The 13,752-nt window shown below is 71.4% G+C and carries 9 protein-coding genes and 1 pseudogene; 9 read left to right on the forward strand and 1 reads right to left on the reverse strand.

Annotated features, from left to right (window positions below; translation table 11 throughout):
* The 9 genes and pseudogenes from ABFX51_RS04175 to ABFX51_RS04215 form a co-directional block, all read left to right on the forward strand.
* Positions 1-957 carry an ABC transporter permease gene (locus tag ABFX51_RS04175; protein WP_091506112.1) on the forward strand — a complete coding sequence of 319 codons (957 nt, stop codon included), beginning with the start codon at positions 1-3 and terminating at the stop codon, positions 955-957.
* Positions 954-1,826, forward strand: coding sequence for an ABC transporter permease (locus ABFX51_RS04180; protein ID WP_091506114.1), 873 nt, complete (start codon positions 954-956; stop codon positions 1,824-1,826). Before ABFX51_RS04175 ends, ABFX51_RS04180 begins: the two co-directional genes overlap by 4 nt.
* Complete coding sequence (locus ABFX51_RS04185) at positions 1,823-3,808, forward strand: ABC transporter ATP-binding protein (protein WP_346052289.1); 1,986 nt, start codon at positions 1,823-1,825, stop codon at positions 3,806-3,808. The genes ABFX51_RS04180 and ABFX51_RS04185 overlap by 4 nt, the downstream gene beginning before the upstream one ends.
* Entirely contained in the window at positions 3,805-5,394 is a 1,590-nt protein-coding gene (locus ABFX51_RS04190) for an arylsulfatase (protein ID WP_346052291.1), read from the forward strand. The genes ABFX51_RS04185 and ABFX51_RS04190 overlap by 4 nt, the downstream gene beginning before the upstream one ends.
* Positions 5,395-5,419: 25 nt before the next feature.
* A complete protein-coding gene (locus ABFX51_RS04195) occupies positions 5,420-7,810 on the forward strand; it encodes a beta-glucosidase family protein (protein WP_177228634.1) in 2,391 nt (796 codons plus the stop codon).
* The gene (locus tag ABFX51_RS04200; protein ID WP_346052293.1) at positions 7,807-9,321 is read left to right on the forward strand and encodes a sulfatase family protein; all 1,515 of its coding nucleotides are present in this window, start codon (positions 7,807-7,809) and stop codon (positions 9,319-9,321) included. The genes ABFX51_RS04195 and ABFX51_RS04200 overlap by 4 nt, the downstream gene beginning before the upstream one ends.
* Positions 9,321-10,730 carry a sulfatase family protein gene (locus ABFX51_RS04205; protein ID WP_346052295.1) on the forward strand — a complete coding sequence of 470 codons (1,410 nt, stop codon included), beginning with the start codon at positions 9,321-9,323 and terminating at the stop codon, positions 10,728-10,730. Before ABFX51_RS04200 ends, ABFX51_RS04205 begins: the two co-directional genes overlap by 1 nt.
* A gap of 20 nt (positions 10,731-10,750) precedes the next feature.
* Positions 10,751-12,502, forward strand: coding sequence for a sulfatase family protein (locus tag ABFX51_RS04210; protein ID WP_346052297.1), 1,752 nt, complete (start codon positions 10,751-10,753; stop codon positions 12,500-12,502).
* 75 nt (positions 12,503-12,577) lie between these two features.
* Positions 12,578-12,975 (forward strand): annotated as a pseudogene (locus ABFX51_RS04215) (DDE-type integrase/transposase/recombinase); the annotation flags it as partial.
* Positions 12,976-13,063: 88 nt separating this feature from the next.
* On the opposite strand, the gene ABFX51_RS04220 reads toward ABFX51_RS04215, so the two are convergent.
* Complete coding sequence (locus tag ABFX51_RS04220) at positions 13,064-13,675, reverse strand: maleylpyruvate isomerase family mycothiol-dependent enzyme (protein WP_091506254.1); 612 nt, start codon at positions 13,673-13,675, stop codon at positions 13,064-13,066.
* Positions 13,676-13,752: the final 77 nt, after the last annotated feature.

The raw sequence follows: 13,752 nt of genomic DNA on the forward strand, positions 1-13,752 counted from the left end.
ATGACCCGATTCCTGGTACGCAGAATCCCCTCGGCACTGCTCGTGCTGTTCGTGACGTCGATACTGGCGTTCGTGCTGCCCCGGCTCGCGCCGGGCGACCCCGCCGTCGCGGTGGCCGGGCCCGAGGCCACACCCGCCGACATCGCCGCCATCCGCACCCAGCTCGGCCTCGACCGGCCGCTGGTGACCCAGTACCTGCACTGGATCGGCGGGGTGTTCACCGGCGACTTCGGACAGTCCTATGTGACCCATCGCCCGGTGACGCAGCTGGTCGGCGACCGCCTCGGTTCGACGCTCCAGCTCGCGGTGCTGGCCGCGCTGTTCATGGTCGTGATCGGGGTGGCGCTGGGCGTCGCGGCGGGCTCGGCCCGCGGCCGGGCCGCCAAGAGCTTCCTGGACGTGCTGTGCTCGCTGCTGCTCGCGGTGCCGCCGTTCCTGACCGGGCTGGTGCTCGCGTTGCTGCTCGGGGTGTTCTGGCGGATCCTGCCGGTGTCCGGCGAGGTCTCGCTGCTGGCCGATCCCGAGATCGGCATCCAGTACCTGCTGCTGCCCGCGTTCGCGCTCGCGCTGCCCCAGGCCGCGCAGATCGCGCGGCTGCTGCAGAGCGCGATGTGGCAGTCGCGGTCGGAGGAGTTCGTGCAGACCGCCGTCGCGAAGGGCGCTTCCGGCACCCGGATCACCTTGCGGCACGTGCTGCGGAACTCGCTCGCCTCCGCGCTGGTCAGCTTCGGCATGCGGGTCGGCGAACTGCTGGGCGGCGCGGTCGTCATCGAAGCGACCTTCGCCCGCAACGGGCTCGGCGCGCTCGCCGTGAGCAGCGTGAACCAGCGCGACTACCTCGTGCTGCAGACGCTGATCCTGCTCGCGGTCGCGATCGCGGTGGTCATCCAGCTGCTCACCGAGATAGCGCTTTCGGTCCTCGATCCCCGCATCCGCCTGGAAGGAGCACCCGCATGACCGCCACCGCCGTCGCGGCCCCCGTCACGCGGGCCGCCGGGACCAGGGCACGCGAGGGCTGGTGGCGTTACCTCGACGCCGTGCGCCGGCCGCGTGGCGTGGTCGCCGTGTCGCTGCTCGTCCTCCTCGTCGGCGCGGCACTGCTGGTTCCGCTGTTCTCCAGCGGCTACGACCAGCAGTCGGCCGACACGTTCCTCTCCCCGTCGTGGCAGCACCCCTTCGGCACGGACGAACTGGGCCGCGACGTGTTCGTGCGGACGCTCTACGGGCTGCGGTCCGACCTGGTGCTGCTGTTCGTCGGCGTGCCGCTGAGCGGGATCCTGGGCACGCTGCTCGGCGTGGTCGGCACGCTGTCCCGCCCGCTCGGGCTGGCCGTGCAGCGGGTCTTCGACATCATCGTCGGGTTCCCCAGCCTCATCCTCGGCATCGTGATCGTGCTGATCATGGGACCCGGCATCGCCTCGCTGACGGTCACGATCGTCCTCTTCGGACTCCCCGGGTTCGGTCGGCTCGCCCGCGCGGCGATGCTGTCCCAGGAACAGCGCGAGTACGTGCTCGCGGCCCGCGTGCTCGGCATCTCGCGGTGGAAGGTGCTCGTCCGGCACATCCTGCCGAACTCGCTGGACGCGATCATCGTGCACACCGCGATCGCCATGGTGATCGCGATCTTCCTGGAGACCGGGCTGTCCATCGTGGGCCTCGGCATCCAGCCACCGCAGCCGTCACTCGGGATGCTGCTCAACACCGGTGTCCGCTTCCTCTCGCTCGCGCCGTCCTACGTGCTCGGGCCCACGGTGGTGCTGATCCTGCTCGCCCTGTCCTTCAGCCTGCTCTCCGACGCGCTCAACGAGGCGGTGACCCGGAAATGACCGATCTGGTACTGGAAGCCGAGGACCTTCGTGTCCAGTTCGGACAGACCGTCGCCGTGGACGGGGTGTCGCTGCGGGTGCGCCGCGGGCACATCGTCGGCCTGGTCGGCGAATCCGGCTCCGGCAAGTCCGTGACGGCGAGGACCTTGATGCGGATGGTGCCGGAGCCGGGCCGGGTCACCGGTGGCACGGTGCGGTTCGACGGGCAGGACCTGCTCGCGCTGCCCGAGCGGGAGATGCGTTCGGTCCGCGGCGAGCGGATCGCGATGGTCTTCCAGGACCCGCAGGCCTCGCTCAACCCCGTGATGACGATCGGCGCGCAGGTCGCCGAGGCGCTGATCGTGCACGGCACCTCCCGCCGCGAGGCGCACCGGCGTGCCGTCGAACTGCTCGAACTGGTCGGCATCCCCGACGCGGAACGGCGGGCGGGCGAGCACCCGCACCAGTTCTCCGGCGGCATGCGCCAGCGGGTCGTCATCGCGATGGCGCTGGCGGGCGACCCCGCGCTGCTGGTCGCCGACGAGCCGACCACGGCGCTCGACGTCACGATCCAGGCGCAGATCCTGCGCCTGCTGGCGGAGCTGCGGGACCGGATCGGTGTGGCCGTCCTGCTCATCACCCACGACATGGGCGTGGTCGCGGAGCTGTGCGACGAGCTCGCCGTGATGTACGGCGGACGGATCGTCGAGACCGGCACGGTGGCGGAGGTGTTCGCCGGGCCCGCCCACCCGTACACGCGGGACCTGTTGCGGGCCATGCCCAGGCTCGACGACGTGCGACGACGGCTGTACGCGATCCCCGGCCAGGCCCCGGATCCCGCGCACCTGCCGACGGGCTGCGCGTTCCACCCGCGTTGTGCGCTCGCGCAGGACCGGTGCCGTGAGGAGAAGCCCGGGCTCACCCCCTTCGCCGATGGCCGCGAGGTGGCGTGCTGGTTCCCGGTGGATGCCGTTGAGACACCGAAAGAGCCCGCGACGACGGCAGCGCGCGTGGCGCCGGGGGAAAAACCGGTACTGGAGATCGAGGACCTGCGGGTCAACGTAGGTGGCCGGCGGGATCCGGTGTACGCGGTCGACGGCGTCGGCCTGCGCGTGCACGCGGGCGAGACGCTCGGCCTGGTCGGCGAATCCGGCTGCGGCAAGTCGACGCTGGCGCGCACGGTCGTCGGCATCAACGAGCCGGTGTCGGGCGGGATCCGCGTGCTGGGCAAGGACTTCACGGAGATGTCGCGACGTGAGGTCGCGGCCGCCCGCCGCAAGGTGCAGTACGTCTTCCAGGACCCGTACGCCTCGCTCAACCCGCGCCGCACCATCCGGCAGGTGCTCGACGAGGCGCTGGAGGTCGCCGGGGTGGCACCGGCGCAGCGGCGGGCCCGGTCGGTCGAGCTGCTGGAGCTGGTCGGCCTCGGGGAACGGCACCTCGACCGGTACCCGCACGCGTTCTCCGGCGGGCAGCGGCAGCGGATCGGGATCGCGCGGGCGCTCGCCGTCGAGCCGGAGTGCCTCGTCCTCGACGAGCCGGTGTCCGCTTTGGACGTCTCGATCCAGGCGCAGGTGATGAACCTGCTCACCGACCTGCGGGACCGGCTCGGCCTCGGCTACCTGTTCATCGCGCACGACCTCGCCGTGGTGCGCTCGATCAGCGACCGGGTCGCGGTGATGTACCTCGGCCGGATCGTGGAGACCGGGCCCGCCGAGGACGTCTACCGCGCTCCGCAGCACCCGTACACGGTGTCGCTGCTGTCGTCCTCGCCGTCGATGGAGCGCGAGCGGGAACGGATCGTGCTGACCGGTGACCTGCCGAGCCCGAAGAACCCGCCGTCCGGCTGCCGGTTCCGGACCCGCTGCCCGATCGGCCCGCTCACCCACCCCGAACGCACGATCTGCGTCGAGCAGTCACCGGTCCTGCCCGAGGGCGGGCACGGCGCGGCCTGCCACTTCGCCGGGGAACTGCTGCTCACGGAAGGGAAGGCCGCGGTATGACGGAGCGTCCGAACATCTTGCTGGTGCTGGCCGACGACCTCGGCTACTCCGATCTCGGGTGCTACGGCGGGGAGATCGAGACGCCGAACCTGGACGCGCTGGCCGCGAACGGCGTGCGGATGACGCGCTTCACCACCACCGCGCGGTGCAGCCCGTCGCGCGCCTCGCTGCTGACCGGGCTCCACCCGCACCAGACCGGGATCGGCGTGCTGAACTGGAACGACGGCCCCGGCGGCTACCCCGGCAGCCTCAACGACCGCTGCCGCACCGTCGCCGAGGTGCTCGCCGCCGGCGGCTACACCACGTACCTGTCGGGCAAGTGGCACCTGTCGCACGACACCACCACGCCAAACGACTCGTGGCCGACGCGGCGGGGTTTCCAGCACTACTACGGAACCCTTGCCGGATGCGGGAACTACTTCGCGCCGATCCGGCTCAAGCGGGGCGAAGAGGACATTTCGGCGGAAGCGGCGGCGGACCCGGACTACTACTTCACGGACGCGGTCACCGACGCGGCGGTCGAGTTCCTCGACGGGCACGGCGACGAGCCCTTCTTCTGCTACGTCGCCTACACCGCACCACACTTCCCCTTGCACGCACGGGAAAGCGATATCGAGCGCTGCCGCGGCCGGTACCGGGAAGGCTGGGACGTGGTCCGGCAACGGCGCGTCGAGAAGATGCGCGAACTCGGCATCCTCGGCGAGGACACGGAAGTCAGCCCGCGGGATCCCGACGTCCCGGCCTGGGAGGACGCCGAGCACCGCGACTGGGAACAGCGGAAGATGGAGGTCTACGCCGCGCAGGTCGAGGCCATGGACCGCGGGATCGGGCGGATCGTGGAAACCCTGCGCGCCAAGGGAAAGCTCGACAACACGATGTTCGTCTTCCTGTCCGACAACGGCGGGTGCGCGGAGGAGCTCCCGCCCGGGCTCGGCAGCGAGTACGCAGCGAGGGGCTTCAGCGTGGTGCCCGCCGCGGCTCGCGACGGCGGCCCGGTCCACGTGGGACCGCAGCCGCAGTACCTGCCCGGCAGCGACGACACGTACCAGATGTACGGCAAGGCCTGGGCGAACGTGTCCAACACCCCGTTCCGGTTCTTCAAGCGCTGGACGCACGAGGGCGGCATCGCGAGCCCGTTCATCGTCCACTGGCCCGCCGGGCTCGGCGACCGGGCGGGCACCTTGACCGGGGTACCGCACTACCTGCCGGACTTCGTGCCCACCGTGCTCGAAGCCACGGGAGTGTCCTATCCGGACGACGCACCGCTGCCGCTGGAAGGGATGAGCATGCTCGGTTCCTGGCGTGGCGCACCGGATTCCGAGGAGCGCTGCCAGTTCTACGAGCACATCGGCAACGCCGCCGTCCGCCGCGGGAAGTGGAAGCTCGTGCGGGAGTACCCGGCGGACTGGGAGCTGTACGACCTGGACACCGATCCGACGGAACTGTCCGATGTGGCCGGTTCGCAGCCGGACGTGGTGCGGGAACTGGCGCGTGAGTGGGCGGCCTGGGCCGCGCGCTGCGGAGTGGTGCCCAGGGAACGGATACTCGAACTCGCCCGCTGGGGGATCGCCGTCCGTGCCTGGTGAACCGAAGAACAAGGGGAGGAACGTCTTGCCGGACCGGCTCGATCTCGACCAGAAGATCCGACTGCTCACGGGGGCCAGTTTCTGGCGCACCGCGGCGGAACCCGCCGTGGGACTGCGCTCGATGCTGATGTCCGACGGGCCGTCCGGGGTGCGTGGCGAGCACCTGGACGAGCGCGACCCGTCGCTGAACCTGCCGTCGGGCACCGCGCTCGCCGCCAGCTGGGACGAGGCGCTCGCCGCGCGGTACGGCGCCGTGCTCGCGGGCGAGGCCCGGCGCAAGGGGGTGCACGCGGTGCTCGGGCCGACGATCAACCTCCACCGCAGCCCGCTGGGCGGCAGGCATTTCGAGTGCTTCTCCGAGGACCCGCTGCTGTCGGGTGTGCTCGCCGCCGCGTACGTGCGGGGCCTGCAGGAGTACGGCGTGGCGGCGGTGCCGAAGCACTACGTGGCCAACGACTCCGAGAACGAGCGGCATACGGTCGACGTGCGGGTCGGCGAGCGCACCCTGCGTGAGGTGTACCTGCTGCCGTTCGAGCTGGCGGTGGTGCAGGGCGGGGCCTGGGCGATCATGTCGGCGTACAACGGGGTCAACGGCGCCGCGATGACCGAGAACGACCTGCTGCGCAGCCCGCTGGCGGACGAATGGGGCTTCGAGGGCCCGGTGATCTCCGACTGGACGGCGGTGCGCACCACGGTCGCCAGCGCGCTCGCCGGGCAGGACGTGGCGATGCCGGGGCCGGACGGACCGTGGGGCGAGGAGCTGGCCCGCGCGGTGCGAGACGGGCGGGTGCCGGAGTCGGTGATCGACGAGAAGGTGCGCCGCATCCTCTGGCTCGCGTCGAAGGTCGGCGCGCTCGGCGAAGAAAGCGCTCTCTCCACGCCGCCACCGCCGCCGGGTGACCTGCCGAGGGTGGCGGCGACCGAGGGCATGGTCCTGCTGCGCAACGAAAACGGCGAGCTGCCGTGGCGCGGCGTGCGGTCGGTCGCGGTGTCCGGGCAGGCCGCGACGGTGGCGCGTACGCAAGGCGGTGGCAGTGCGAAGGTGGCCCCGCCCACGACCGTGCCCGTGCTGACGGGGCTCCGGGAAGCGCTTTCCGGCGCCGACGTCCGGTACGACACCGGTGCGGTGATCACCGACGGCCCGCTGCCGCTTCCCCTAGCGCGCCTGACGAATCCGGTCACCGGCGAACCGGGTGTGCGGGTGCGCTTCCTCGACGCCGACGGCGGCGAGGTGTTCGCCGAGGATCGGTTCTCCACCGACCTGATCTGGTTCGGCACGAGCGCGGCCGGCGCGGTGACGCTGGAGATCGTGACGAGGTACCGGCCCGAAACCGGGGGCCGCACGGTGCTCGGGGTAGCGGCGGTCGGCCGCACGACGCTGTCCGTCGATGGCGTGCCCGTGGTGACCGCCGACCGGACCGGGGACCTCCTCGGCACGGGGCTGTTCGCGCCGCCCGCCGAGTCCGGCGTCGCGGAGCTGGTCGAGGAGCAGGAGGTCGAGCTGCGGGTCGTGCACGACCTGACCACCCGCGCCGGCCGCACGGGCTCGGTGTCGCTGGCGTTCGGGATCGAGCCCGCGGTGGACGACCCCGACGCCGAGATCGCGAGAGCCGTCGAGTCGGCCCGCACGGCGGAGGTCGCGCTCGTGGTGGTCGGCACCACGGGACGGGTCGAGACGGAGGGGGCCGACCGGACGTCGCTGGCGCTGCCGGGACGGCAGGACGACCTCGTGCGGGCGGTCGCCGCGGCCAACCCGCGCACCGTGGTCGTGGTCAACTCGGGCTCGCCCGTGCTCATGCCGTGGCGCGAGCAGGTCGCGGCGGTGCTGCTGACCTGGTTCCCCGGGCAGGAGTTCGGGCACGCGCTGGCCGACGTCCTGCTCGGCGTCGCCGAGCCCGGCGGTCGCCTGCCCACCTCGTGGCCCGCGAGCGAGGAGGACGTGCCCGTGTTGTCCACCGATCCGGTCGACGGCGTCCTCGACTACACCGAGGGCGTGCACATCGGCTACCGGGCGTGGCTGCGGGCCGGGCGCGAACCGGCCTACCCCTTCGGGCACGGGCTCGGCTACACGACCTGGCGCCTGGACGACCTCGACGTGCCCGAGTCGGTCCCCGCAGGGGGAGGACTGACGGCGGCGGTCCGCTTGACCAACGTCGGGACGCGGGCGGGCAAGCAGGTCGTGCAGGTGTACCTGTCCCGGCCGGAGAGCGAGCTGGACCGCCCCGTGCGCTGGCTCGCCGGGTGGTCGGTGGTCCGGGCGGAACCGGGGGAGACCGTGGAGGTCGTCGTGCGGATCGGGGCGCGTGCCCTGTCCCACTGGGACGGCGGCTGGCAGGTGGAGCCCGGGACGTTCCTGGTCCACGTGGGCACGTCCAGCGCGGACCTCCCGCTGACCGGGAAGGTGGAGGTGGCATGAAGATCATCTACGTCGACGTGGACAGCCTGCGGCCCGACCACACCGGGCCGTACGGCTACCAGCGGTCCATCACGCCGAACCTCGACCGGCTCGCCGAGCGGAGCGTCCGCTTCGACCGGTACTACTGCTCCGACTCGCCGTGCCTGCCTTCGCGCACCGCGTTGACCAGCGGGCAGTTCGGCATCACCAACGGCGTCGTCGGGCATGCGGGCGAGGCCGCGCGGTTCCGGCTCGACACCGGGCACCGCCCGTACCCCGGGCGCCCGCTGCTGGGGCAGGTGCTGACGAAAGCGGGTTACCGCACGGCGGCGGTGTCGTCGTTCGCCGAGCGCCACCGCGCGTACTTCTTCGAGGGCAACTTCCGCGAGCACATCCAGGCGACGCCGGACATCGGCAACGAGCCCGCGGAGATCGTCACCGACACCGCCGTGGACTGGATCTCCCGTCACCGGGACGAGGACTTCTACCTGCACATCACCTACTGGGACCCGCACATGGACTACCTCCAGGGTCCGGAGTGGACACAGCGGGCGGCCGAAAGCGGGCCTCCGCCGGACTGGCCCGACCAGGCCGCGATCGACCGGCACGCCGAGATCTACGGCCCGCGCACCGCGCTCGACCTGCACTACGCGGGTGGCTCGCGGCCGTCGCCGGTGCCGCACAACCTGCCGGAGGAGATCCGCACCCGCGCCGACTTCGTGCACATGATCAACGGCTACGACGGCGCGATCCTGTACTGGGACCACCACTTCGGCAGGCTGCTCAAGGCGATCGAGGACTTCGGGCTCGACGAGGAGACGGCGATCGTGGTGAGCGCGGACCACGGCGAGGCGTTCGGGGAACTGGGTTCCTACGGCGAGCACGGGCTGGCCAGCGAACCCGTGCACCGGCTGCCGATGATCGTCCACTGGCCCGGCGTCACCGAGCGGGGCAGCGACGATTCCCTGCTGTATAACATCGATTACGCCCCGACGATCTGCGAGTTGCTGGGCATCGAAATCCCGGAGAAGTGGCAGGGGCGGTCCTTCGCACCCGCGCTGCGGGGCGAGCCGATCGAACAACGCGAGTACCTCGTGCTCGGCCACGGCGCGCACACGTTCCAGCGTTCCGTGCGCACCCGCGACCACCTCTACATCCGGACCTACCACCCCGGTTCGTTCCGCGCCGAGTGGGAGTCGCTGTTCGACGTCACCCGTGACCCGCACCTGGAACACGATCTCAGCGCCGAGGAACCGGACCTGCTGATGAGGATGCGCTCGCACCTTTTCGAGTGGTGGCACCGGTACGCGGGCACGCCGGGCGCGCTGCCTGACCCGATGCAGACCTCGCTGCAGACCGGGCCGACGCTCTACAGCAAGCCGGAGGAGTACGCAGCGCACCTGAGGGCGACCGGGCGCGCGGAGCTCGCCGACGATCTCGAAGCCCGCCTGCACCCGGACAACGGTGCCGTCACCGTCTCGTGGCACGCGCAGGCCCCGCTGCCCACACTCCGAGTTCCGAAAGGCCGCTGATGGCACGCCCCAACGTCGTCGTGTTCGTGCCCGACCAGCTGCGCGCGGACGCGGTCGGCTGCTTCGGCAACCCGCACGTCCGCACGCCGAACCTCGACGCGCTCGCCGCGAGGGGCACCCGGTTCACCAACGCCTTCGTGCAGCACCCCGTGTGCTCGCCGAGCCGGGCGTCGTTCCTGACCGGCTGGTACCCGCACGTGGCGGGGTACCGCACGCTCACCCACCTGCTGCGCCCCGACCAGCCGAACTTCCTGAAGTCGTTCAAGGACAACGGTTACCACGTGACGTGGGTGGGGGAGCGGGGCGACACGTTCGCGCCGGGCGGGACCGAGGCCAGCGTGCACGAGTACGGCTTCTCGGTGCCGCCGGAGGTGACCTGGCCCGCCCAGGCCGACTATGACGACGATCTCGCCGCCCGGACCTTCTACCTGGGGCGGGTCGAGGAGAGCGTCGACTTCGACGAGGCGGCCATCCGGTCCGCCGAGCAGTGGCTGGCGAAGCCGCCGCCCGAACCGTGGGTGCTGTTCGTCCCGCTGCTCGCCCCGCACGTGCCGTTCAAGGCGGCCGAGCCGTGGTTCTCGATGTACGACCGCGACGAGATGCCGGACCCGCTGCCGCCGGGGTCCGGCGAACCGGCCTTCCACCAGGCGATCCGCGAGGGCTACGGGCTGGACCGCATGACGCCGGGGAAGTGGCGGGAGATCATCGCAACGTACTACGCGATGGTGTCCAGAATGGACGATCACCTCGGCCGGGTTCTCGCGGCGGCGGGGGAGAACACGGTCACCGCCTTCTTCGCCGACCACGGCGAGTACCTCGGCGACTTCGGTCTCGTCGAGAAGTGGCCGACGTCGATGAGCCCCAACATCACGCGGGACCCGCTGATCCTCGCCGGACCGGGCGTCCCCGAGGGGGAGGTGGTGGACGACATGGTCGAGCTGATCGACGTGTTCCCCACGCTCCTGGAGCTGTGCGACGTTCCCGACGACACGCACCGCCACTTCGGGCGCAGCCTCCTGCCGCGGCTGCGGGGCGAGGTGGAGGTGCACCGGGAATACGCTTTCTCCGAAGCCGGGTTCACCGTCGAGGAGGAGCCGCAGCTGGAACGGCCCGCCTACCCCTACGACCGCAAGGGCGAGCTGCAGCACGCGAACCCCCGGCTGGTCGGCAAGGTGGTCGCGGTGCGGGACCGGTCGTGGACCTACGTGCACCGCCTGTACGAGGGACCTGAGCTGTACGACCGGGTCGCTGATCCGCACGAGAGCGTGAACCTCGCGGGCAGGCCCGAGCACGCCGCGGTCGAACAGCGGATGCGCGACGAAATCCTGCGCTGGTACCTGGAAACCGCCGACGTCATCCCGTACACGCCGGATCCCCGCAGGCCGAAGGTGGAGCTGCCCACCCCGTGACGACCGCCGAAAGGACGGGTATGCGCGCGATCATCCTGATGTTCGACAGCCTCAACCGGCACCTGCTGCCGCCGTACGCCGACACGTTCGTCAAGGCGCCCAACTTCACGCGGCTGGCGGAGAAGTCGGTGACCTTCGACAACTTCTACGCCGGGTCGATGCCCTGCATGCCGGCGCGCCGGGAGCTGCACACGGGCCGGTACAACTTCCTGCACCGCGCCTGGGGCCCGCTCGAACCGTTCGACGATTCGATGCCGCAGCTGCTCCGGGACGCCGGGGTGCACACCCACCTGGCGTCGGACCACCCGCACTACTGGGAGGACGGCGGCGCGACCTACCACACGCGGTATTCGACGTGGGAGTTCTTCCGCGGCCAGGAAGGCGACCCGTGGAAGGGGATCGTGGACGCGCCCGCCGCCGGGCCGGGGGTGCAGGGCGCGCTGCGGCGGCAGGACGCGATCAACCGCCGGTACCTCCCGACGGAGGCGGAGCACCCGCAGACCCGCACGGTCGACGCGGGGCTGGAGTTCCTGGAGTCCAATGTGGACGCCGACCGGTGGCTGCTGCAGCTGGAGCTGTTCGACCCGCACGAGCCGTTCTTCACGCAGCAGCGGTACAAGGACCTGTACCCGCACGGCTACGACGGCCCGGAGTTCGACTGGCCGCCGTACGCGAAGGTGACCGAACCCGCGGACCAGGTCGAGCACGCGCGGCTGGAGTACGCCGCGCTCGTGTCGATGTGCGACCGCTCGCTGGGCCGGGTGCTGGACTTCATGGACGCGCACGACCTGTGGCGCGACACGATGCTGGTCGTCAACACCGACCACGGTTTCCTGCTCGGCGAGCACGGCTGGTGGGCGAAGGGCATGCCGCCGTGGTTCGGCGAACTGGTGCACGTGCCGATGTTCCTGTGGGACCCGCGCACGGGCGAGGCGGGCACGCGGCGGGGCGAGCTGTGCCAGACCATCGACATCGCGCCGACGGTGCTGGGGTTCTTCGGGATCGAACCGCCGCCGGACATGCAGGGCTCGGACCTCGGCACGCGGGGCCGCACGCGTTCGGGTGCGCTGTTCGGGGTCCACGGCGGGCACGTCAACGTCACCGACGGCCGGTTCGTGTACATGCGGGCCGTGGTGAGCGAGGACAACGGGCCGCTGGAGGAGTACACGCTGATGCCGACCCGCATGCGGGCGCGGTTCTCGCCTCGTGAGCTGTCCGCGTGGGAACCGGCCGAGCCGTTCTCCTTCACCAAGGGGCTGCGGACGATGCGCGTGCCGGCCAGCGGCGGCTGGATGAACCCGTGGCGGCACGGCACGCTGCTGTTCGACCTCGAAGCCGATCCCGGTCAGGAGCACCCCATCCCCGACGACGAGACGGAGCTGCGCATGCTCCGGCTGCTGGCCCGGCTGATGCACGACAACGAGGCGCCGCGCAGCCAGTTCGAGCGGCTCGGCATCCCGTGGGACGGCGAACCGGGGCCGGAGCACCTGCTGGTCCGCGCGCAGGCGGCGAGGGCGGCGGCACTCGCCGAGCCGCTGCCGGCCGACCTGCCCGCGCGGGACCTGCTCGGCGCGCCGCTGGCGGAGCTGCGGGACCGGGTGGAGCTGCGTGCAGTGCTGGAACGGCACTTGCCGGACCTGACCAGGACGGAGTTGGTCACCCTCCCGGCGACGACGAGCGTCCTGGACCTCGCCCGCCGCGGCGTGCTCCCGGCGGCGACCCTGCGTGAGCTGGCGAAGGAACTGGCCGCGGGAGGGGCTGCTTGGATGTAGTGCTCTGGGACGTCGGCGTGTGGTCCAGACCGGTGGCGCATGTCGCGAAGGAGTTGGGGGTGTCGTCGGCGGTGTGCGCACCGCTGGGTGCGCCGCTACCGCGAGGAAGGACCGGCAGGCCCGGTCGACCTGGTCGCTCAAGCCGTCCACACCACTCGCCGAGCCGGGTCAGCGCGGAACACCCCGCACCTGGCGACCTGATCCACCTCGACGTGAAGAAGATCGGGAAAATCCCGCCCGGTGGCGGCTGGCGAGCCCACGGCCGCGGCACTCGGCCGCGCGCCGAACGCGGAGGGGGCTACGACTACGTCCACGCTGCCATCGACGACCACTCCCGCCTGGCCTACGCCGAAATCCTCGACGACGAACAAGGCCGCACCCGCGCGGCCTTCCTGCTTCGCGCCGCCGCCTGGTTCGCCGACCACGGCATCCCCCACGTCCAGCGAATCCTGACCGACAACGCCAAGAACTACGTCATCTCCCGCGACTTCGCCGCTGCAGTACCGAACGCTCCAAACCGAGTGCGCATACCACGCCGTCCCAACGTAACGCCAAGTACACCTAGAGCCAGGGCCCGAGGTCGGGCGCGTTCACGAGCGAGTGGGGGCGCCCGGTGAGGTAGGCGGCGACCTCGGGCAGCGGTCCGTCGGGAACGGTGGTGAGGCCGCGCTGCGCCTGGACGTCCGCCACGAGCTCGGTCAGGAACTCGCCGGGGAGGTCCGCGAAGGTCACGCCGGTGCCGAGGTCGACGGTGTGCAGCCAGACCTCCCGGGCCCGGAGCCAGGGGATCGCCGTGGCGGGCACCGGTTTGCCCTGCGCGGTGCGGACCTCGGCCTGCCACCGGGTGCCGGACAGGCCGTCCATCGCGGTGTCCAGCTCGCGCACCGCCTCCTCCAGCCACGCCACCAGCCGCGACGCGGGAAGCGCGGCACCCGCCTCGATGTCGGCGTCGCGTTGTTCGCGAGACGGGTACATGGGGGTGGGCTCGCCGGTCTTCGCCCAGTGCACGAGGTTCCCGAGCGCCTCCGCGTTGGCGGCGACGTGGGCCACGACGTGTTTGCGCGTCCAGCCGGGCAGGAGGCTCGGCTGCGCCATCCCCTGCTCGTCCAGGGCGGCCACCTGTGCGGTGAACAACCGGGTACCGTCCTCGACCCACTTCCGGGAACGCAGCACGGCTCCTCCCTCCGCGTCACGGTTCAGGTGCACCTACGACACCTACCGCACGAGGCGATCGCCGTCGAGCCGGGGAG

It is taken from the genome of Amycolatopsis dongchuanensis, assembly GCF_039542405.1.
GTDB lineage: Bacteria > Actinomycetota > Actinomycetes > Mycobacteriales > Pseudonocardiaceae > Amycolatopsis_E > Amycolatopsis_E sacchari.

Coding starts and splice junctions, on each gene's coding strand:
- ABFX51_RS04175 (WP_091506112.1), top strand. CDS start 1: ATGACCCGATTCCTGGTACGCAGAATCCCCTCGGCACTGCTCGTGCTG.
- ABFX51_RS04180 (WP_091506114.1), top strand. CDS start 954: ATGACCGCCACCGCCGTCGCGGCCCCCGTCACGCGGGCCGCCGGGACC.
- ABFX51_RS04185 (WP_346052289.1), top strand. CDS start 1,823: ATGACCGATCTGGTACTGGAAGCCGAGGACCTTCGTGTCCAGTTCGGA.
- ABFX51_RS04190 (WP_346052291.1), top strand. CDS start 3,805: ATGACGGAGCGTCCGAACATCTTGCTGGTGCTGGCCGACGACCTCGGC.
- ABFX51_RS04200 (WP_346052293.1), top strand. CDS start 7,807: ATGAAGATCATCTACGTCGACGTGGACAGCCTGCGGCCCGACCACACC.
- ABFX51_RS04205 (WP_346052295.1), top strand. CDS start 9,321: ATGGCACGCCCCAACGTCGTCGTGTTCGTGCCCGACCAGCTGCGCGCG.
- ABFX51_RS04210 (WP_346052297.1), top strand. CDS start 10,751: ATGCGCGCGATCATCCTGATGTTCGACAGCCTCAACCGGCACCTGCTG.